This is a genomic window from Nocardioides hankookensis (assembly GCF_042658885.1).
GTDB classification, from domain to species: Bacteria; Actinomycetota; Actinomycetes; order Propionibacteriales; family Nocardioidaceae; genus Nocardioides; species Nocardioides hankookensis.
This window is the reverse complement of sequence record NZ_JBHSRJ010000004.1, coordinates 190211-207611: the sequence shown is the minus strand read 5'-3', so window position 1 is coordinate 207611 and position 17401 is coordinate 190211. Positions and strand designations below refer to the sequence as shown.

At 70.2% G+C, this 17401-nt stretch carries 16 protein-coding genes; 7 read left to right on the top strand and 9 right to left on the bottom strand.

Annotation, left to right across the window (positions count from 1 at the left end; all coding sequences use genetic code 11):
• The first annotated feature begins 137 nt into the window (after nt 1–137).
• From ACFPYL_RS07380 to ACFPYL_RS07365, 4 genes are all read left to right on the top strand, one after another.
• Nucleotides 138–1208, top strand: a complete 1071-nt coding sequence (locus ACFPYL_RS07380; RefSeq protein WP_379152426.1) for a glycosyltransferase — start codon at nt 138–140, stop codon at nt 1206–1208.
• Nucleotides 1209–1271: 63 nt separating this feature from the next.
• Nucleotides 1272–1973 carry a succinate dehydrogenase cytochrome b subunit gene (locus tag ACFPYL_RS07375; protein ID WP_379152423.1) on the top strand — a complete coding sequence of 234 codons (702 nt, stop codon included), beginning with the start codon at nt 1272–1274 and terminating at the stop codon, nt 1971–1973.
• Between the two features lie 22 nt (nt 1974–1995).
• Nucleotides 1996–4014, top strand: coding sequence for a fumarate reductase/succinate dehydrogenase flavoprotein subunit (locus tag ACFPYL_RS07370; RefSeq protein WP_379155386.1), 2019 nt, complete (start codon nt 1996–1998; stop codon nt 4012–4014).
• Complete coding sequence (locus ACFPYL_RS07365; protein WP_379152420.1) at nt 4011–4754, top strand: succinate dehydrogenase/fumarate reductase iron-sulfur subunit; 744 nt, start codon at nt 4011–4013, stop codon at nt 4752–4754. The genes ACFPYL_RS07370 and ACFPYL_RS07365 overlap by 4 nt, the downstream gene beginning before the upstream one ends.
• 577 nt (nt 4755–5331) lie before the next feature.
• Here ACFPYL_RS07365 and ACFPYL_RS07360 read toward each other — a convergent pair.
• Genes ACFPYL_RS07360 through ACFPYL_RS07335 form a run of 6 tightly spaced genes read right to left on the bottom strand, consistent with a single transcriptional unit; the run spans nt 5332 to nt 9919 of the window.
• Nucleotides 5332–5829, bottom strand: coding sequence for a hypothetical protein (locus ACFPYL_RS07360; protein ID WP_379152417.1), 498 nt, complete (start codon nt 5827–5829; stop codon nt 5332–5334).
• Nucleotides 5830–5837: 8 nt separating this feature from the next.
• Nucleotides 5838–6062, bottom strand: coding sequence for an SCO4848 family membrane protein (locus ACFPYL_RS07355; protein WP_379152414.1), 225 nt, complete (start codon nt 6060–6062; stop codon nt 5838–5840).
• Nucleotides 6059–7102 carry a YihY/virulence factor BrkB family protein gene (locus tag ACFPYL_RS07350; RefSeq protein WP_379152411.1) on the bottom strand — a complete coding sequence of 348 codons (1044 nt, stop codon included), beginning with the start codon at nt 7100–7102 and terminating at the stop codon, nt 6059–6061. The genes ACFPYL_RS07355 and ACFPYL_RS07350 overlap by 4 nt, the downstream gene beginning before the upstream one ends.
• 2 nt (nt 7103–7104) lie before the next feature.
• Nucleotides 7105–7626 carry a 2'-5' RNA ligase family protein gene (locus ACFPYL_RS07345; RefSeq protein WP_379152409.1) on the bottom strand — a complete coding sequence of 174 codons (522 nt, stop codon included), beginning with the start codon at nt 7624–7626 and terminating at the stop codon, nt 7105–7107.
• A 9-nt stretch (nt 7627–7635) separates the two neighbouring features.
• Entirely contained in the window at nt 7636–8694 is a 1059-nt protein-coding gene (gene trpS / locus ACFPYL_RS07340; protein WP_379152406.1) for a tryptophan--tRNA ligase, read from the bottom strand.
• A 13-nt stretch (nt 8695–8707) separates the two neighbouring features.
• Nucleotides 8708–9919, bottom strand: coding sequence for an MFS transporter (locus ACFPYL_RS07335; RefSeq protein WP_379152403.1), 1212 nt, complete (start codon nt 9917–9919; stop codon nt 8708–8710).
• Between the two features lie 140 nt (nt 9920–10059).
• Here ACFPYL_RS07335 and ACFPYL_RS07330 point away from each other — a divergent pair, with 140 nt between their 5' ends.
• On the top strand, nt 10060–11685 hold the full coding sequence (locus tag ACFPYL_RS07330; protein WP_379152400.1) for a methyl-accepting chemotaxis protein: 1626 nt from the start codon (nt 10060–10062) through the stop codon (nt 11683–11685).
• Between the two features lie 14 nt (nt 11686–11699).
• On the opposite strand, the gene ACFPYL_RS07325 is transcribed toward ACFPYL_RS07330, so the two are convergent.
• Nucleotides 11700–12206 carry a hypothetical protein gene (locus tag ACFPYL_RS07325; protein ID WP_379152397.1) on the bottom strand — a complete coding sequence of 169 codons (507 nt, stop codon included), beginning with the start codon at nt 12204–12206 and terminating at the stop codon, nt 11700–11702.
• Nucleotides 12199–14391 (bottom strand): NADP-dependent isocitrate dehydrogenase, encoded by a 2193-nt coding sequence (locus tag ACFPYL_RS07320; RefSeq protein WP_379152394.1) that lies wholly within the window; start codon nt 14389–14391, stop codon nt 12199–12201. Before ACFPYL_RS07320 ends, ACFPYL_RS07325 begins: the two co-directional genes overlap by 8 nt.
• 178 nt (nt 14392–14569) lie before the next feature.
• Here ACFPYL_RS07320 and ACFPYL_RS07315 point away from each other — a divergent pair, with 178 nt between their 5' ends.
• On the top strand, nt 14570–15613 hold the full coding sequence (locus tag ACFPYL_RS07315; RefSeq protein WP_379152391.1) for an MIP/aquaporin family protein: 1044 nt from the start codon (nt 14570–14572) through the stop codon (nt 15611–15613).
• Between the two features lie 6 nt (nt 15614–15619).
• On the opposite strand, the gene ACFPYL_RS07310 is transcribed toward ACFPYL_RS07315, so the two are convergent.
• A complete protein-coding gene (locus ACFPYL_RS07310) occupies nt 15620–16282 on the bottom strand; it encodes a hypothetical protein (protein ID WP_379152388.1) in 663 nt (220 codons plus the stop codon).
• Nucleotides 16283–16370: 88 nt separating this feature from the next.
• Between ACFPYL_RS07310 and ACFPYL_RS07305 the strand changes: the two genes are divergently transcribed.
• The gene (locus ACFPYL_RS07305) at nt 16371–17357 is read left to right on the top strand and encodes a malate dehydrogenase (RefSeq protein ID WP_379152385.1); all 987 of its coding nucleotides are present in this window, start codon (nt 16371–16373) and stop codon (nt 17355–17357) included.
• Nucleotides 17358–17401: the final 44 nt, after the last annotated feature.

The following is a 17401-nucleotide window of genomic DNA, read 5'->3' as shown; positions in this document are numbered from 1 at the left end:
CACATTGGGGGCCCGATGTGAAAGGGCCCACACCGAGATATTCGAGAACGTGTTCTCGTCAAGAGGGAGGTGACGGGTTCATCCGACATCAACCTGGAGGCCCCGATCCGGCCACCTGACGCGCTCACCGTGAGGGCATGCGGATCACCCTCGTGACCGAGACGTTCTTCCCGGCGGTCGACGGCACGACCACCACCGTGAAGGCGGTGGTGGACCGGCTCGTCGACACCGGCCACGACGTCCAGCTGATCGCTCCGGGCCCCGGCCTCGCGACGTACCGCGGCTGCCCGGTCTCCCGGATCCGGCCCCTCGATCGGCCCGGCGGCCAGGTGCGCGACGCCCTGGTGGCCTTTCGGCCCGACCTCGTGCACGTGACCTCGCCGCGCACGGTCGGGCGCAAGGCGCTCAAGCACGCGGACCGGCTGGGGGTCCCGGCCGTCGTCGTCGAGCAGTCGCCACTGCTCGACGTGGCCGCGGACTACTGGCGCACCCGGGTCGCCGAGCGCGCCGCGACCGTCCTGGTCACCTCCCGCTGGATGGTGGGCCGGGTCGCCGAGCTGACCGATGAGTGGGGCGGCACGCCGGAGCTCTGGGCACCCGGCGTCGACACCGCCGCGTTCACGCCCGCCCTGCGCGACACCTGGCTGCACGACCGCTGGTCGCGCGCCCGCTCCCTCCCCCAGCCCCTGGTCGTCGTCGGGTACGTCGGCAGCCTGCGCAACCGGCACGAGGTACGCCGCCTCGCCGAGCTCGCCCAGGTGCCGGGCATCCGTCCGGTCGTCGTCGGCGACGGCCCCCAGCGCGGCTGGCTCGAGGCGCGGCTGCCCGGCGCGAAGTTCACCGGCGAGCTGAGCAGCGGCGACCTCGCCGCCGTGCTGCCCGCCTTCGACGTGCTGCTCCACCCCGGCACCCGCGAGACCTGCTGCCACGCGCTGCGCGAGGCGGGCGCTGCCGGTGTGCCGGTCGTCGCACCCCGCTCCGGTGGTGCGCCGGACGTCGTACGACACCTGGAGAGCGGGCTGCTCTACGACGACGCGCAGCGCCACGGCCTGCGCGACGCCGTGCACGCCCTGGCTGCGGACCGGAGCCGGCACCTGCTCGGCGCACGCGGCCGCGAGCTGGCCACCAGGTCGTGGACCGATGCCGTCGACGAGCTGGTCTCCTACCACTACCGGCCGCTCGTCACGCAGGTTGCGACCGCCGGGTAACCAGATGTAAGTCACATCCCCTGCGGTCCCCAGCACGGAACGCGGAAGGTAGCGTGGTCGTTCGTGGCAACGACGACCCTGGTCAGGGGAGCGCGTGCATCGCGCTCGACCATCACCCTCAAGCTCCTGATGGCCGCCAGCGGCATCATCTTCATCGGGTTCGTGCTCCTGCACATGTACGGCAACCTCAAGGCCTTCTCGGGCCACGACGCCTACAACGAGTACGCCGAGCACCTCCGCACGATCGGTGAGCCGATGCTCCCGCGCGAGGGGCTGCTCTGGATCATCCGCTCGGTGCTGATCGTGTCGCTCGTGGTGCACGTCTACTGCGCCGCGGCGCTGTGGAAGCGCGCGAACAAGGCGCGGACGACGAAGTACGTGATGAAGAAGAACATCGCGTCGAGCTTCTCGTCGCGCCTGATGCGCTGGGGCGGGCTGACGCTGCTGCTCTTCATCATCTGGCACCTGCTGGAGTTCACGGTGCCGAAGGTCAACGTTGCGGGCGGCGAGACGAACGACCCGTACAACCTGCTCGTCGACTCGTTCGACACCTGGTGGCTGACGCTGATCTACCTGGTCGCGATGTTCGCCCTGGCGATGCACCTGCACCACGGCGTGTGGAGCTCGGCCCAGACGCTCGGCCTCACCAACAACGCCCGTGCCCGCCGCAACGCGAAGAGCCTCGGCTGGATCGTCGCGATCGTCATCGCAGGCGGCTTCTCCCTCGTCCCGATCTTCGTCCTCGCCGGCGTCATCACCAAGTAAGGGGTCAGCACCCATGACCGACATGCCGGACACCACCCTCACGTCCGACCCGTCCCACGACGAGCCCGGCGACCACGGCGACGACGCCGCCGGCTACTACACGCCGGGCGACCCGATCAAGGACACCAAGGCCCCGGCCGGCCCGATCGACGAGCGCTGGCAGACCCGCAAGTTCGAGGCCCGCCTGGTCAACCCGTCCAACCGCCGCAAGCTCGACGTGATCATCGTCGGCACCGGCTTGGCTGGCGGCGCTGCCGCCGCCACACTCGGCGAGGCCGGCTACAACGTGAAGTCCTTCTGCTACCAGGACTCCCCGCGCCGCGCGCACTCGATCGCGGCCCAGGGCGGCATCAACGCGGCCAAGAACTACAAGGAGGACGGCGACTCCGTCCACCGTCTCTTCTACGACACGGTCAAGGGCGGTGACTACCGCTCGCGCGAGTCGAACGTCTACCGCCTGGCCGAGGTCAGCACCAACATCATCGACCAGTGCGTCGCGCAGGGCGTGCCCTTCGCTCGTGAGTACGGCGGCCTCCTCGACAACCGCTCCTTCGGTGGCGTGCAGGTGTCCCGCACGTTCTACGCGCGCGGCCAGACGGGCCAGCAGCTGCTGATCGGCGCCTACCAGGCCATGGAGCGCCAGGTCGCGGCCGGCACCGTCGAGCAGTTCACCCGCCACGAGATGCTCGAGGTGATCGTCGTCGACGGCAAGGCGCGCGGCATCATCGCCCGCGACCTCGTCACCGGCGAGATCGAGACGCACCTCGCCGACGTCGTCGTACTGGCCAGCGGCGGCTACGGCAACGTCTTCTTCCTCTCCACCAACGCGATGGGCTCCAACGTCACCGCCGCGTGGCGCGCGCACCGCAAGGGCGCCTACATGGCCAACCCCTGCTACACGCAGATCCACCCGACCTGCATCCCGGTCACCGGCACGCACCAGTCCAAGCTGACGCTGATGTCGGAGTCGCTGCGCAACGACGGCCGGATCTGGGTGCCGAAGAGCAAGGCCGACTGCGAGAAGGACCCCCGCGAGATCCCGGAGGAGGCCCGCGACTACTACCTCGAGCGGATCTACCCGTCCTTCGGCAACCTGGTCCCCCGCGACATCGCCTCGCGGGCGGCCAAGAACGTCTGCGACGAGGGTCGCGGCGTCGGGCCCGAGGTCGACGGCGTACGCCGCGGTGTCTACCTCGACTTCAGCGCCGCGATCGAGCGCCTCGGCAAGGACGGCATCGAGGAGAAGTACGACAACCTCTTCGACATGTACGCCCGGATCACCGGCGAGAACCCGTACGAGACCCCGATGCGGATCTACCCCGCGGTCCACTACGTCATGGGCGGCCTGTGGGTCGACTACGACCTGCAGTCCTCGATCGAGGGTCTCTTCGTGACCGGCGAGGCGAACTTCTCCGACCACGGCGCCAACCGCCTCGGCGCGTCCGCGCTGATGCAGGGCCTCGCCGACGGCTACTTCGTGCTCCCGCACACGATCCGCGACTACCTCGCGGACGGGCCGTTCGAGAAGATCGCCGAGGACCACCCCGCCGTCGTCGAGGCCAAGAAGGCCGTCGAGGACCGCGTCGCCCACTTCCTCAACACCAGCGGCACCCGCAGCGTCGACTCCTACCACCGCGAGCTCGGCAACATCATGTGGGAGTACTGCGGCATGGAGCGGAGCGAGGACGGCCTCAAGAAGGCCATCGACCTGATCCGCACCCTCAAGGACGACTTCTGGCGCAACGTGAAGGTGCTCGGCACCGCCGAGGGCCTCAACCAGTCGCTCGAGCGGGCCGGCCGGGTCGCCGACTTCTTCGAGCTCGGCGAGCTGATGTGCATCGACGCCCTGAACCGTCGTGAGTCCTGCGGCGGCCACTTCCGGGCCGAGTCGCAGACCGAGGACGGCGAGGCGCTGCGCCACGACGACCAGTTCGCGTACGTCGCGGCGTGGGAGTTCGCCGGCGACGGCGAGCCGCCGGTCCTGCACAAGGAAGAACTCGTCTACACGGCCATCGAGATGAAGCAGCGGAGCTACAAGTGAAGGTCACCCTCAAGATCTGGCGCCAGCCGGACGCCGCGTCGAAGGGCGCGATGCACACCTACGAGCTCGACGGCGTCTCCGAGGACATGTCCTTCCTCGAGATGCTCGACGTACTGAACGAGCAGCTCAACAGCAACGGCGAGGACCCGGTCGCGTTCGACTCGGACTGCCGCGAGGGCATCTGCGGCATGTGTGGCCTGATGATCAACGGCCAGGCCCACGGCCCCGAGGTCACCACGACCTGCCAGCTGCACATGCGCTCCTTCAAGGACGGCGACGAGATCGTCATCGAGCCCTGGCGCGCCGACGCGTTCCCGGTCGTCAAGGACCTCGTCGTCGACCGTGGCGCCTTCGACCGGATCATCCAGGCCGGCGGCTACATCTCGGTCAACACCGGCTCCGCCCCCGAGGCCCACTCCGTGCCGGTCCCCCGCGAGGACGCGCTCCGCGCCTTCAACGTGGCCACCTGCATCGGCTGCGGCGCCTGCGTCGCCGCCTGCCCCAACGGCTCCGCCTCGCTCTTCATGGGCGCCAAGATCACCCACCTCGGCGAGCTCCCCCAGGGCCAGCCCGAGCGCGACACCCGCGTCGTCGACATGGTCGCCCAGCACGACGCCGAAGGCTTCGGTGGCTGCACCAACATCGGCGAGTGCACCGCCGCCTGCCCCAAGGAGATCCCGCTCGACGTGATCTCGCGCCTCAACTGGGACCTGCACCAAGCCATGCGCCACGGTCACTGACCGCTGCCCGAGCCTGCGAGGGCAGCGAAAGTCAGGGAGGTCGAGTGCCCGCGCGGCTGAGGAACGAAGCCGCGACCGGGCGTATCGAGACCCACCGAGTCAACGCACACTGGCCCGTCCGAGACTCTCGGGCGGGCCAGTTGTCATTTCTCGGCATTGCGCGAGTCAGATCTCGGACGACGGGCGGCGCTTGTGTCATCGGCTCATGGCGTCCCACACCGCCCAGGATGCAGCGGCTTCTCCTAGAAGTGTGGACTGATGCCCCGCAGGGACCGGGCAGTGGGCGCGGCCGCACTCGAGGCAGAGCGCTTAGGTCCGCAGTTCTACGACGAAACGGCCGTGTGCGCGATCCGGCACCGGTGCGCCAGCAACCGAACGCCGTCCGATTCCGGGCGGATGTGGTTGCCTGCTCACCGCCCGGTCGGTCGACACCACCGGTAGGAGCATTCCGCCGCTCATGGGACACCTGCGAGCAACACCTGCCGCCAAGCCCGCATGGCAATGAGACCCCGTTCGGCCAGAGGTCCGACGCTGGTCGAGCGGCACTCCTGACGATCACTCCGGCGGGTCCAACGGATCAGCGTCGGCGCCGCGCCTGGTTCGTCTTGATCTGGCGTTCCCTGAGGTCGTTGTCGTAGGCGACGGGGGTCGTCGGCAGGTGGGCGTCGAACCACGACCCGCCGAGCATGCGGTCGTAGTCCCCACCGAAGCCGACGAGCTCGATCGCCACGTCGCGGTGCTCCCGCCCGAGGTGCGCGGACACCTCGGCCTCGGTGCCGAAGCAGATGAGGTCGAGGCACTCGCGGGCGGCTGCCTGCTGGGCGACAAGGTCGTGGCGGTGCCGGCCCAGCACCTGCACGAGCGAGTGCCAGACCATCAGGTAGCGGCGGAAGTCGTCGCGCAGGACGGCCACGTGCTCGGGGTCGACGGGCACCTCGTACGACGTCTCGAACGCACCCATCGGCACCCAGATCTCGAGCCACAGGTCGCCGCCGCGGCGACGTACGTCGGGCTGTCCCCAGCCGAGGTCGACGCCGTGGCTGAGCACGGTCTCCGTGTCGTCCGAGCCGGGCATCGTGGCGGCTACTTCCGGGTGGTGCGCAGGACCTTCAGCCCCAGCAGACCGAGGACGACGCCGATGGCGAGGTCGACGACGATCAGGACGGTGTGGGCGACGTAGTAGCCGCTGGGGCGGTCCTCCCCCGAGGCGTGGGAGGCGGCGAGGTTCTTGATGAACGTGCCCCAGACGACGAAGTTCCAGAGGGCGATGCCGACGAGGAGCCAGCCGTGCTTGCGTTCGAGCTTCATGACTTCTTCCTGCTGAGCCTGCGGACCAGGGCGACGAGCCCGAGCATGGTGGCGGCGCCGGCGGCGTACGTCGCGGCCCCGGGGTACTCGAGCTCGCGCTCGTCACGGCGCAGCGGCGGGGAGGGCGGGCCCTCGACGGGGGCGGCGACGGGGTCGGGGCGGGCGGCGCGGGCCTCGCGGGAGGTGTGCGCCCAGGCGGCGGCGTAGAGGACGACGCGGGAGAAGTAGTTGATCCAGATGACCAGGATCAGCGCGATCCCGAAGGCCTGGAAGGCCGGCTGGTCCTTGGTCGAGGCGAGCAGGAAGCCCGAGAGGCGCTTGAGCACCTCGAAGCCCAGCGCCCCGAGCAGCGCGCCCGACCACAGCGAGCGGGTTGGAGTAGCGGGCTCGGCGAGCAGCTTGAAGAGCGAGAAGAAGAGCAGCATGCTCGCGCCGATACCCAGCGCGATCGTGAGCAGTTGGAGCAGCGGCGACAGGGTCGAGCTGAGGCCGACGGTGTCGAGGAGCTTCTTCGAGTAGCTGCTGACCAGGCCGGAGACGCCGACCGAGACGATCAGGATGACCCCGATCAGGACCATCGTGACCAGGTCGCGGAGCTTGCCGAACACGAAGTTGGGCTGGTCCTTCTTCGGCACCTCGAAGACGATCTCGAGCGCGGCGCGCATCCCGGAGAGCCAGCCGAGCCCGGCGTACAGCACCCCGGCGAGGCTGACGAGCGCCACGACGCCCAGGGTGGTCTTCGCGCCCTGGAAGTCGTCGAGCGAGATCTGGTCCGGGTCGGAGCCGATCATGCCGGGCAGCAGGTTGTTGACCGCCGTCGTCAGGTTCGACTCGGCCTGCGGGTAGGCGAACGCGATCCAGCCGACGACGAGGAAACCCAGCGCGAGGATCGGGAAGAACGACAGGAACGCGAAGTAGGTGACCGCGCCGGCCTGCTGGCCGGCGTTGACCGCGCCGTAGTGCTCCTGCATGCGTACGGCGTGGTCGACCAGCGGCCGCCGTCGACGCAGCTCCGCGAGACGTTCCTTGGGCGAGGGCATCGTCAGCCGGCGGTGCCCTGGAGGGCGAAGCGACGGGTCGGCTGCCAGCCGGCGTCGTCGTCGTGGACGTAGAGGTGGAAGTCGGAGACCTCGAACTCGCACTCGAAGCCACCGAGCTCGTCGAAGGCCCGGTCCAGCAGCTCGTCCTCGAGGTGGTGGGCGATCGTCACGTGCGGGTGGTAGGGGTACTGGAGCGCGACGTCGAGCGGCCCTCGGCGTACGACGCCGGCGAGCTGCTCGCACTGCGAGATGCCCTCGACCAGGGTGACGAACACGACGGGTGACACGGGCCGGAAGGTACCCGTTCCGCGCAGATGTACGCAGTAGCTGGAGACCGAGGCCGCGGCCTCCTCCAGGTGCTTCTCGACGTCGGCGACCTGCACGTCGTCGATCTCGGTGGGCGGCACGAGCGTGATGTGGGTGGGGATCATCGCCGCGGTGGTGTCCCCCACGGCGGTCCGGTAGTCCTGCAGCTCGCTCGCCCAGGGCTCCGGGATGGCGACCGCCACTCCAATCGTCGGCACTCCTCGACCCTACTGGCCAGCCGCCACGAAGCCGACCCGCTGGTAGACGTCGCGCAACGTCGCGCGGGCGACCTCACCGGCCTGCTCCGCACCCTGACGCAGCACGCCGGACAGGTAGGTCTGGTCGTCGAGCAGCTCGAGGGTGCGCTCACGGAACGGCGTCACGAAGTCGACGACGACCTCGGCGAGGTCCTTCTTGAGGTCGCCGTACCCCTTGCCGTCGTACGCCGTCTCGAGGTCGGCGATCGGGCGAGCGGTGAGGGCGGAGTAGATCGTGAGCAGGTTGCTGACGCCCGGCTTCGTCTCGGGGTCGAAGCGGACCACCGCGTCGGAGTCGGTCACGGCGGACCGGATCTTCTTCGCGGAGACCGCCGGGTCGTCGAGCATCTCGACGATGCCGGAGGGCGAGGAGGCCGACTTCGACATCTTCGCGGTCGGGTCCTGGAGGTCGGTGATCTTCGCCGTGGCCTTGAGGATGTAGGGCTCCGGGAGCCGGAAGGTCTTCTTGTAGCGGCTGTTGAACCGCTGCGCGAGGTCGCGGGTCAGCTCGAGGTGCTGGCGCTGGTCCTCGCCGACCGGCACGTAGTGCGGCCGGTAGAGCAGGATGTCGGCGGCCTGGAGGATCGGGTAGGTGAAGAGGCCGACGCTCGCGGCGCCCTCACCGCCCTTCGCCGACTTGTCCTTGAACTGCGTCATCCGCCGCGCCTCGCCGAAGCCGGTGAGGCACTGGAGCACCCAGCCGAGCTGGGCGTGCTCGGGCACCTGGGACTGGACGAAGATCGCGGACCGGTTCGGATCGATGCCCATCGCGATCAGCTGTGCGGCCGCCCGGAGGGTGCGCTCCCGCAGCACCTTGGGGTCCTGCTCGACGGTGATCGCGTGCAGGTCGGCGATGAAGAAGAACGGCTGGTACTCCTGCTGGAGGTCCACCCACTGACGGAGCGCGCCGAGGTAGTTGCCGAAGTGGAACGAGTCGGCCGTCGGCTGGATGCCGGAGAGCACGCGCGGGCGGGAGGTGCTGGTCCCCGCCACCGCCGTCGAGACCTCGGGTTCGGTCGTGGTGGACATGGCGGTCATTCTGTCAGGAGCTGGTCGAGCGCCGATCAACGGCTGCCGACCAGAAGAGCACCGCGATGCCCGCGACCGAGAGGGCCGCCCCGACCAGCGCGGGAGCGCGGTAGCCGTAGCCCGCGGCGATGACCAGGCCGCCGAGCCAGGCGCCGAGCGCGTTGGCGATGTTGAGCGACGCGTGGTTCATCGCCGCACCCAGGGTCTGCGCCTCGCCGGACACCGACATCAGCCGGAGCTGGAGGTTGACGACGAGGACCGAGCCGATCGCGGTGACCAGGAAGATGCCCGGCACCAGCAACCAGCCGTACGGCGCGGTCGCCCAGACGAGCAGCATCACCAGGCCGGACAGCACGCCCGACCAGATCAGGGTGGCGAAGACGTCCCAGTCGGCCAGCCGCCCGGCCAGCCAGGTGCCGGCGACCATGCCGACGCCGAAGGCGGCCGTGAAGACCGGCACCGCCGCGTCGGGCAGCCCGCCCACCTCGGTGACGATCGGGGCGATGTAGGAGTAGACCGCGAAGAGCCCGCCGAAGCCGACCGCGCCCGCGAGCAGCGTCAGCAGCGCCTGGCCGTTGCGGAAGAACAGCATCTCCTTGCGACCGGTCGCGGCCGGGTTGCCCGGCATCGACGGGACGAACGCGAGGACGAGCACGACGGTGAGCAGCGCCAGCCCGGCGGTGGAGAGGTACGCCGAGCGCCAGCCGACCTGCTGGCCGAGCCAGGTGGCGGCGGGGACCCCGACCACGTTGGCGACGGACAGCCCGAGCATCACGCTCGCGACCGCGCGGCCACGGTGCTCGGGAGCGGCGAGGCCGGCGGCGACCAGCGACGCGACGCCGAAGTAGGCGCCGTGCGGCAGCCCGTCGAGGAAGCGCGCGACGAAGAGCACGCCGTAGCTGCCGGCGAGGGCGCTCAGCACGTTGAAGACGGCGTACGCCGCCATCAGGCCGACGAGCAGGGCACGCCGGGGCAGCTTGGCGCCGAAGATCGCGATGACCGGGGCGCCGACCACCACGCCCAGGGCGTACGCCGAGATGAAGTGCCCCGCGGTCGGGATCGAGACCCCGACGCCGTCGGCGATCTGCGGCAGGAGACCCATCGTGACGAACTCGGTCGTGCCGATCGCGAAGCCACCGAGTGCCAGCGCCAGCACCGCCACCCGGTAGTGGGAGGCGGCGGCCCGCGGTGTCACCTCGGCAGCGGCGGTGGGTGTCGTCGTCACGCCGTCTGCAACCCGGCGTCGGGGCGGTCGTATTCCGGGGTCATATGTGATTCAGGCTATCGGCGCCTCAGGTCATCGACCGCATCGCCGATAGGTGCGGTGACAGCTCCACCACCTGACGACGCGAGGCATCCCCCACCATGCGCAAGCTGCTCCACCACCTGTCGATCGGCCGCCGGCTCACGCTCGCCTTCGGCATCCTCTGCCTGCTCCTGGCCGTCGTGGCCGGGACCGGCGTCCACGCCGCGCAGCAGCAGGTCGACCTCCGGGCCGACCAGCAGCGGCTCGCCGAGATGCGCGACGACGTCAAGGAGCTGCGCTACCTCGACGCCGACGTCAGCGGCTGGCAGGGCTTCATCTTCGCCGAGGCCACCCAGACCAACCCGGCGGACGCGGTCAAGCCGGACGCCGACAACATGTCCGGCCTCCTGGCTGACAAGAAGATCGTCGACGACCTGCTCACCGGCTTCGACGAGGCCGCGCTGAGCGGCGCCGAGCGCGACGACTTCGAGACCATCAAGCAGCAGTGGACCGACTTCTTCAGCGCGTCCGACACGTGGGCGCAGCAGCTCGGCGCGGTCAAGACCGATGCCGACATGCAGGCGGCCTTCCAGTTCCTCAACGCCGGCGACCTGGCCACCACGTGGTCGGACCTGCTCAAGAGCACCCAGAAGCTCGTCGACTCGGTCGACAAGCGCACCGCCGCGCTCGACAAGCACGCCGACGCCGTGGCGACCGACGCCAAGCGGACGATCTACATCGTCGCCGGCCTCGCGCTGCTGCTCGCCCTCGGCATGGGTCTCGCCGTCACCCGCTCCATCGTGCGGCCCGTACGCCGCTTCGTCGTCGCCGTCGACAAGGTCGCCGAGGGCGACCTGACCGCCTCGCCGGAGATCAAGCAGCGCGACGAGATCGGCCAGCTCGCGGCGTCGTTCGACACCACGATGGCCTCGCTGCGCCGGATCGTCACCACGATGGCCGAGTCCGCGACCACCGTCGCGGCCGCCGCCGAGGAGATCGCCGTGACCTCCAACTCGATCTCCGACTCCGCCGTGCAGACCTCCTCGGAGGCCCTGCTGGTGAGCGCCGCCGCCGACGCCGTCTCGCAGAACGTGCAGACCGTCGCCGCCGGCTCGGAGCAGATGGGTGCCTCCATCCAGGAGATCGCCCGCAGCGCCCACGACGCCGCCGGTGTCGCCACCGAGGCGGTCCGCACCGCCGAGGAGACCGGCGAGACCGTCGGCAAGCTCGGCATCTCGTCGCAGGAGATCGGCAACGTCGTCAAGGTGATCACCTCGATCGCCGAGCAGACCAACCTGCTGGCCCTCAACGCGACCATCGAGGCCGCCCGCGCCGGCGAGGCCGGCAAGGGCTTCGCGGTCGTCGCCAACGAGGTCAAGGAGCTCGCGCAGGAGACCGCGCGGGCCACCGAGGAGATCACCCAGCGGGTCGGCGCCATCCAGTCCGACGCCGCCGGTGCCGTGGACGCGATCGGCCAGATCGGCACGGTCGTCGCCCGGATCAGCGACTCGCAGACCACCATCGCCGCCGCGGTGGAGGAGCAGACGCTCACCACGCAGGAGATGAACCGCAACGTCGCCGACGCCGCGACCGGCTCGGGCGAGATCGCCCAGACCGTCGGCCGCGTCGCCGACGCGTCGCAGGTGACGACGGACAGCGTGCAGCAGCTGCACGGCGCCGTCGCCGACCTGTCGCAGATGTCGGTCCAGCTCCAGGAGCTGGTCTCGACGTTCCGCTACGAGTGACGAGCGGTCGGAGGTCACCCGACCCGGGTGACCTCCGACTGCACGACGGCGACCTCGTCCTCGGCAGGCAGGCAGGTCTCGCCGGAGAAGTTGTCCGGCGTGGTGAAGATGCCCCGCGCCTGCACGCCCTCACCGTCGCGGGCGACCAGGTGGTCCTTCCCGTCGTACAGGCTGACCTTGCCCGCGGAGTCCAGCCGGGCGCGGAAGCCGGCCGGCCAGACCGGCCAGATCTCGCCCGACGGGTTCTTCAGGTAGACGCAGCGCTGGGCGTTGACCGCCAGCGTGCCCTGGATCGACTCCGAGCCCGTCGGCTGACCGGGGATCCAGTCACCGGTCGGCACCTTGATCGTCGTGGCCGCCGTGTCGGAGCCCTCCGAGATCAGGGTGACGACGCCGAAGCCCGCCGCGGCGATCAGCACCGGGATCACGACCGCGAGGATCATCCCCCGACGCCCGAGCGCCGGCGGCTGGTCCCAGATCGAGTACGCCGACTGGGTCTCGGTCTCCGTCTCGTCAGGCAAGGGACGCCAGGGCCGCGTTGAGGGTGGCCGACGGGCGCATCACCGCGTCCGCCTTGGCGTCGTCGGGCCGGTAGTAGCCGCCGATGTCGGCGGGCGAGCCCTGGACGGCGATCAGCTCGTCGACGATCGTCTTCTCGTCGGCGGCCAGCTTGTCCGCCAGCGGCTTGAACGCCGCCGCCAGGTCGGCGTCCTCGGTCTGCGCCGCCAGCTCCTGGGCCCAGTAGAGCGCCAGGTAGAAGTGCGAGCCGCGGTTGTCGATGCCGCCGAGCTTGCGGGTCGGCGACTTGTCCTCGTTGAGGAACGTGCCGGTCGCGCGGTCCAGCGCGTCGGCGAGCACCTTCGCGCCCGGCGTCCCGGCCTGCTCGGCGTACAGCTCCAGCGACGGCACCAGGGCGAAGAACTCGCCGAGGCTGTCCCAGCGCAGGTAGTTCTCCTTCACCAGCTGCTGCACGTGCTTGGGGGCCGAGCCGCCGGCGCCGGTCTCGAAGAGGCCGCCGCCGTTCATCAGCGGGACGACGGAGAGCATCTTCGCCGACGTGCCGAGCTCGAGGATCGGGAAGAGGTCGGTGTTGTAGTCGCGCAGCACGTTGCCGGTGACCGAGATGGTGTCCTCGCCCTTCCGGATCCGCTCCAGCGAGTACGTCGTGGCCGCTGCGGGCGCCATGATCTCGATGGTCAGCCCGTCGGTGTCGTGCTCGGGCAGGTACTCGTTGACCTTGGCGATCAGGTTGGCGTCGTGGGCGCGGGTCTCGTCGAGCCAGAAGACGGCCGGCGTCGAGGACGCGCGGGCGCGGGTGACGGCCAGCTTGACCCAGTCGCGGATCGGCGCGTCCTTGGTCTGGCAGGCGCGCCAGATGTCGCCGGGCTGCACGTCGTGGGAGATGAGCACCTCGCCGGCGCTGTTGACGACCTGGATGGTGCCGGCCGACGGGGCCTCGAAGGTCTTGTCGTGCGAGCCGTACTCCTCGGCCGCCTGGGCCATCAGGCCGACGTTGGGCACCGAGCCCATCGTCGAGGGGTCGAGGGCGCCGTGGGTGCGGCAGTCGTCGATCGTGGCCTGGTAGACGCCGGCGTAGCTGGAGTCCGGGATCACCGCGAGGGTGTCGGCCTCGTTGCCGTCGGGGCCCCACATGTGGCCGCCGCCGCGGATCATCGCCGGCATCGACGCGTCGATGATCACGTCGGACGGCACGTGCAGGTTGGTGATGCCCTTGTCGGAGTCGACCATCGCCATCGCGGGGCCGTCGGCCAGGCCGGCCGTGACGGCCGCCTTGATCGCGTCGCCCTCGGGGAGCGCGGCGACGGCGCCGAGGAGGCCGCCGAGGCCGTCGTTCGGGGAGATGCCCGCGGCGGCCAGCTGCTCGCCGTACTGCTCGAAGAGGGTCGGGAAGAACGCCTGCACGACGTGGCCGAAGATGATCGGGTCCGAGACCTTCATCATCGTGGCCTTGAGGTGCACGGAGAAGAGCACGTCGTCGGCCTTGGCGCGGGCGATCTGCTCGGTGAGGAAGCGGCGCAGCGCGGCGACGTCCATGAACGTCCCGTCGACGACCTCGCCGGCGAGCACCTTCAGGCCGTCCTTGAGCACGGTCTCGGTGCCGTCGGTCGCGACGTGCTTGATGGTCAGCGTGTCGTCGCTCGGGATGACGACGGACTGCTCGTTGGAGCGGAAGTCGTCCTTGCCCATCGTCGCGACGTTGGTCTTCGAGTCGGGGCTCCACTTCCCCATGCGGTGGGGGTGGGTCTTCGCGTAGTTCTTGACCGACAGCGGCGCGCGACGGTCGGAGTTGCCCTCGCGGAGCACCGGGTTGACCGCGGAGCCCATCGCCTTGCCGTACTTGGCGCGGGTCGCCTTGTCCTCGTCGGACTGCGGGTTCTCCGGGTAGTCGGGGAGCTCGAAGCCCTGCTCCTGCAGCTCCTTGACCGCGGCCTTCAGCTGCGGCACGGAGGCGGAGACGTTGGGGAGCTTGATGATGTTGGCCTCCGGCGTCTTGGCCAGGTCGCCGAGCTCGGCGAGGGCGTCGTCGACCAGCCCGAACTGGGCCAGGATCCGACCGGAGAGCGAGATGTCGCGCGTCTCGATGTCCACGCCCGCCTTGCCGGCGTACGCCTGCACGATCGGGAGGAAGGAGTACGTCGCCAGGAGCGGCGCCTCGTCCGTGTGCGTGTAGATGATCTTGGCCATGGTCTGGGCGACTCCTGGATCTCGGCAGCGCTGGGGAAAGTTCCTTGACGTCAAGATACCTGACGCAGGCGACAGATCCACCCTCGCACCCGGTGTCAGGCAGGTCTAGCCGGGGGTTCCCACGGGTATCGTGCTCTCGGCGCGTCACACGGGACGCTCGACGAGTTAGGGGCAGGGCATGGCCGACTCCACCATCCGCCAGAAGCTCACCGCCGAGGTGCTCGGGACGTTCGTCCTGGTGCTCTTCGGCTGCGGGTCGGTGGTCGTCTACCAGACGTCGCAGGTCGCGAACGACGGGCGGCTGCTGCCGTCGACGGTCACCACGGTCGGGCTCACGTTCGGTGTGGTCGTGATGGTGATGGCCTACGCGTTCGGCCGTGTCTCCGGCGCGCACTTCAACCCCGCCGTGTCCGTCGGTGCCGCGATGGGCGGCCGGATGCCGTGGCGCCAGGTCGGGCTGTACGTCGTCGCGCAGCTCGTCGGCGCGATCCTGGGCGCCCTGGTGCTCTTCGTGCTCATGCAGGGCTTCGACTCGTTCGACGCCGAGGGCCACATGGGCCAGAACGCGTTCGGCGACGCCGGCAGCGGCTACGCCTGGTGGGCGGCGTTCCTGCTCGAGCTGGTGCTGACCGCCGTGTTCGTCACCGTGATCCTCGCTGTCACCGACGAGCGCAACGAGCACCCGTCGCTCGCCCCGCTGGCGATCGGGTTCACGCTCGCCGCCATCCACTTCGTCGCGATCCCGGCCACCGGCACCTCGGTCAACCCGGCCCGCTCGATCGGCCCCGCGCTCTTCGCCGGCACCGACGCGATCGCCCAGCTCTGGCTCTTCATCCTCGCGCCGCTGGTCGGCGCCACCATCGCGGGCCTGCTCTACCCGATCCTCTTCGGCCGGGTCGGCGACGCGGTCCCCGGCTCGGGCATCAGCTTCAGCCGGCCGCGCACCGCCGCACAGGTCCCGGGCTACGCCGCTCCGGACCAGTACCAGCAGCAGTGGAACCAGGAGCCCGCCCCGATCGTCCAGGACGGCTGGCAGTGGGACCCCGCCGGCCAGCAGTGGCACCCGGTCGGCTCCACCCCCGAGCAGTGGCAGGCACAGCAGGCCGCCGAGCAGGCCGGGCAGGTGCAGCCGGAGTACGACGAGGTCGTCGTGGTGGAGGAGACGATCGTGGTCGACGACGAGCCCGGGCCCGACGACACGCAGATCCGCCCGCCGCAGTAGCCGGCCCTAGCCGGAGACCTCGCTGAGCCGCAGGGTCCGTCCGGCGCCCTGCTCCTCGACCAGGCCGAGGTCGCGCGACCAGTACTGGTCCGTCGACCCGGTCGACCCGAGGTCGGAGGTCACGCGGGTGGCGAGCAGGTCGTCGTACGTGCCCGCGGGGACCGTGGCCGAGCCGCGCACGGATAAGACGGTGGCGACGTCCTCGACGACGCCCTCCTGGAGAGCCATCCGGTAGCCGTCGCCCACGCGCGGGTCGGCCGGCATCGCCAGTCCTGCCTCGGCGCCGTCCTCGCCGGCGGTCCACTCCCCCTCGCGCCCGAACCACCACACGTTGCCGCGGGCGTCCTGCGCGAACCAGTCGGTCGTCGTCGCTCCGGGCTCGGTGCTGACCCGCGCCGTCGTGGCCACGCCCGCGACCTCGGGCCCGGGCTCGACCGTGACCGTGAGCTCGTGGCCGCCGTGGACGTCGACGACGTCGTAGGTCCAGGTGCGGCCGGGCGGCAGCGGCAGCCAGGGGTTGTCGACACCGTCGACGAAGTCGTGCGGGTCGGGCGACGGCGTCGGGATCGTCAGCTCGTCGATGCCGGACGGCGGGCTCGAGACGGAGGCGCTGCCGCAGGCGGCGAGAGACAGGGCGAGCGCGATGGCCACCAGCGCGCGCACCGTCATGGACCCCAGCATTGCAGGGGGTCCCACCGCTGCTAGCGTCGGGAACCGGAAACCCACCTTCCTCCTACGTGTGTCAAGGAGTCCCGTCGTGAGCTCAACCCCGTTGAAGGTCGCCGTCACCGGCGCCGCCGGTCAGATCGGATACAGCCTGCTCTTCCGCCTCGCGAGCGGTTCGCTGCTGGGCGAGCGCCCGATCGAGCTGCGGCTGCTGGAGATCACCCCGGCCCTGAAGGCGCTCGAGGGCGTCGTCATGGAGCTGGACGACTGCGCGTTCCCGAACCTCGCCGGCGTCGAGATCGGCGACGACGCCGAGACGATCTTCGACGGAGTCAACCTGGCCCTCCTCGTCGGCGCCCGCCCCCGCGGCCCCGGCATGGAGCGCGGCGACCTGCTGTCGGCCAACGGCGCGATCTTCACCGCGCAGGGCAAGGCCCTCAACAAGGTCGCGGCCGACGACGTACGCATCGGCGTGACCGGCAACCCGGCCAACACCAACGCGCTGATCGCGATGACCAACGCGCCCGACATCCCGCAGGAGCGGTTCTCGGCGCTGACCCGCCTCGACCACAACCGGGCGATCTCGCAGCTGGCCGCGAAGACCGGCGCCGCCGTGACCGACATCAAGAAGATGACGATCTGGGGCAACCACTCGGCGACGCAGTACCCCGACATCTTCCACGCCGAGGTCGGCGGCAAGAACGCCGCCGAGGTCGTGGGCGACCAGGCCTGGATCGCCGACACGTTCATCCCCACCGTCGCCAAGCGCGGCGCCGCGATCATCGACGCGCGTGGTTCCTCGTCGGCCGCCTCGGCCGCCTCGGCCACCGTCGACGCCGCCCGCGACTGGCTGCTCGGGTCCCCCGCCGACGACTGGGTCTCGATGGCGGTCGTCTCCGACGGCTCGTACGGCGTGCCCGAGGGCCTGATCTCGTCCTTCCCCGTGACCACCAAGGACGGCGACTGGTCGATCGTGCAGGGTCTCGAGATCGACGACTTCTCGCGCGGCAAGATCGACGCCTCGACCGCCGAGCTCGCCGACGAGCGCGCGGCCGTGACGGAGCTCGGCCTGATCTGACGCCGACCCGGCGCTGGTTTTCAGCCGACCCGGCGCTGGTTTTC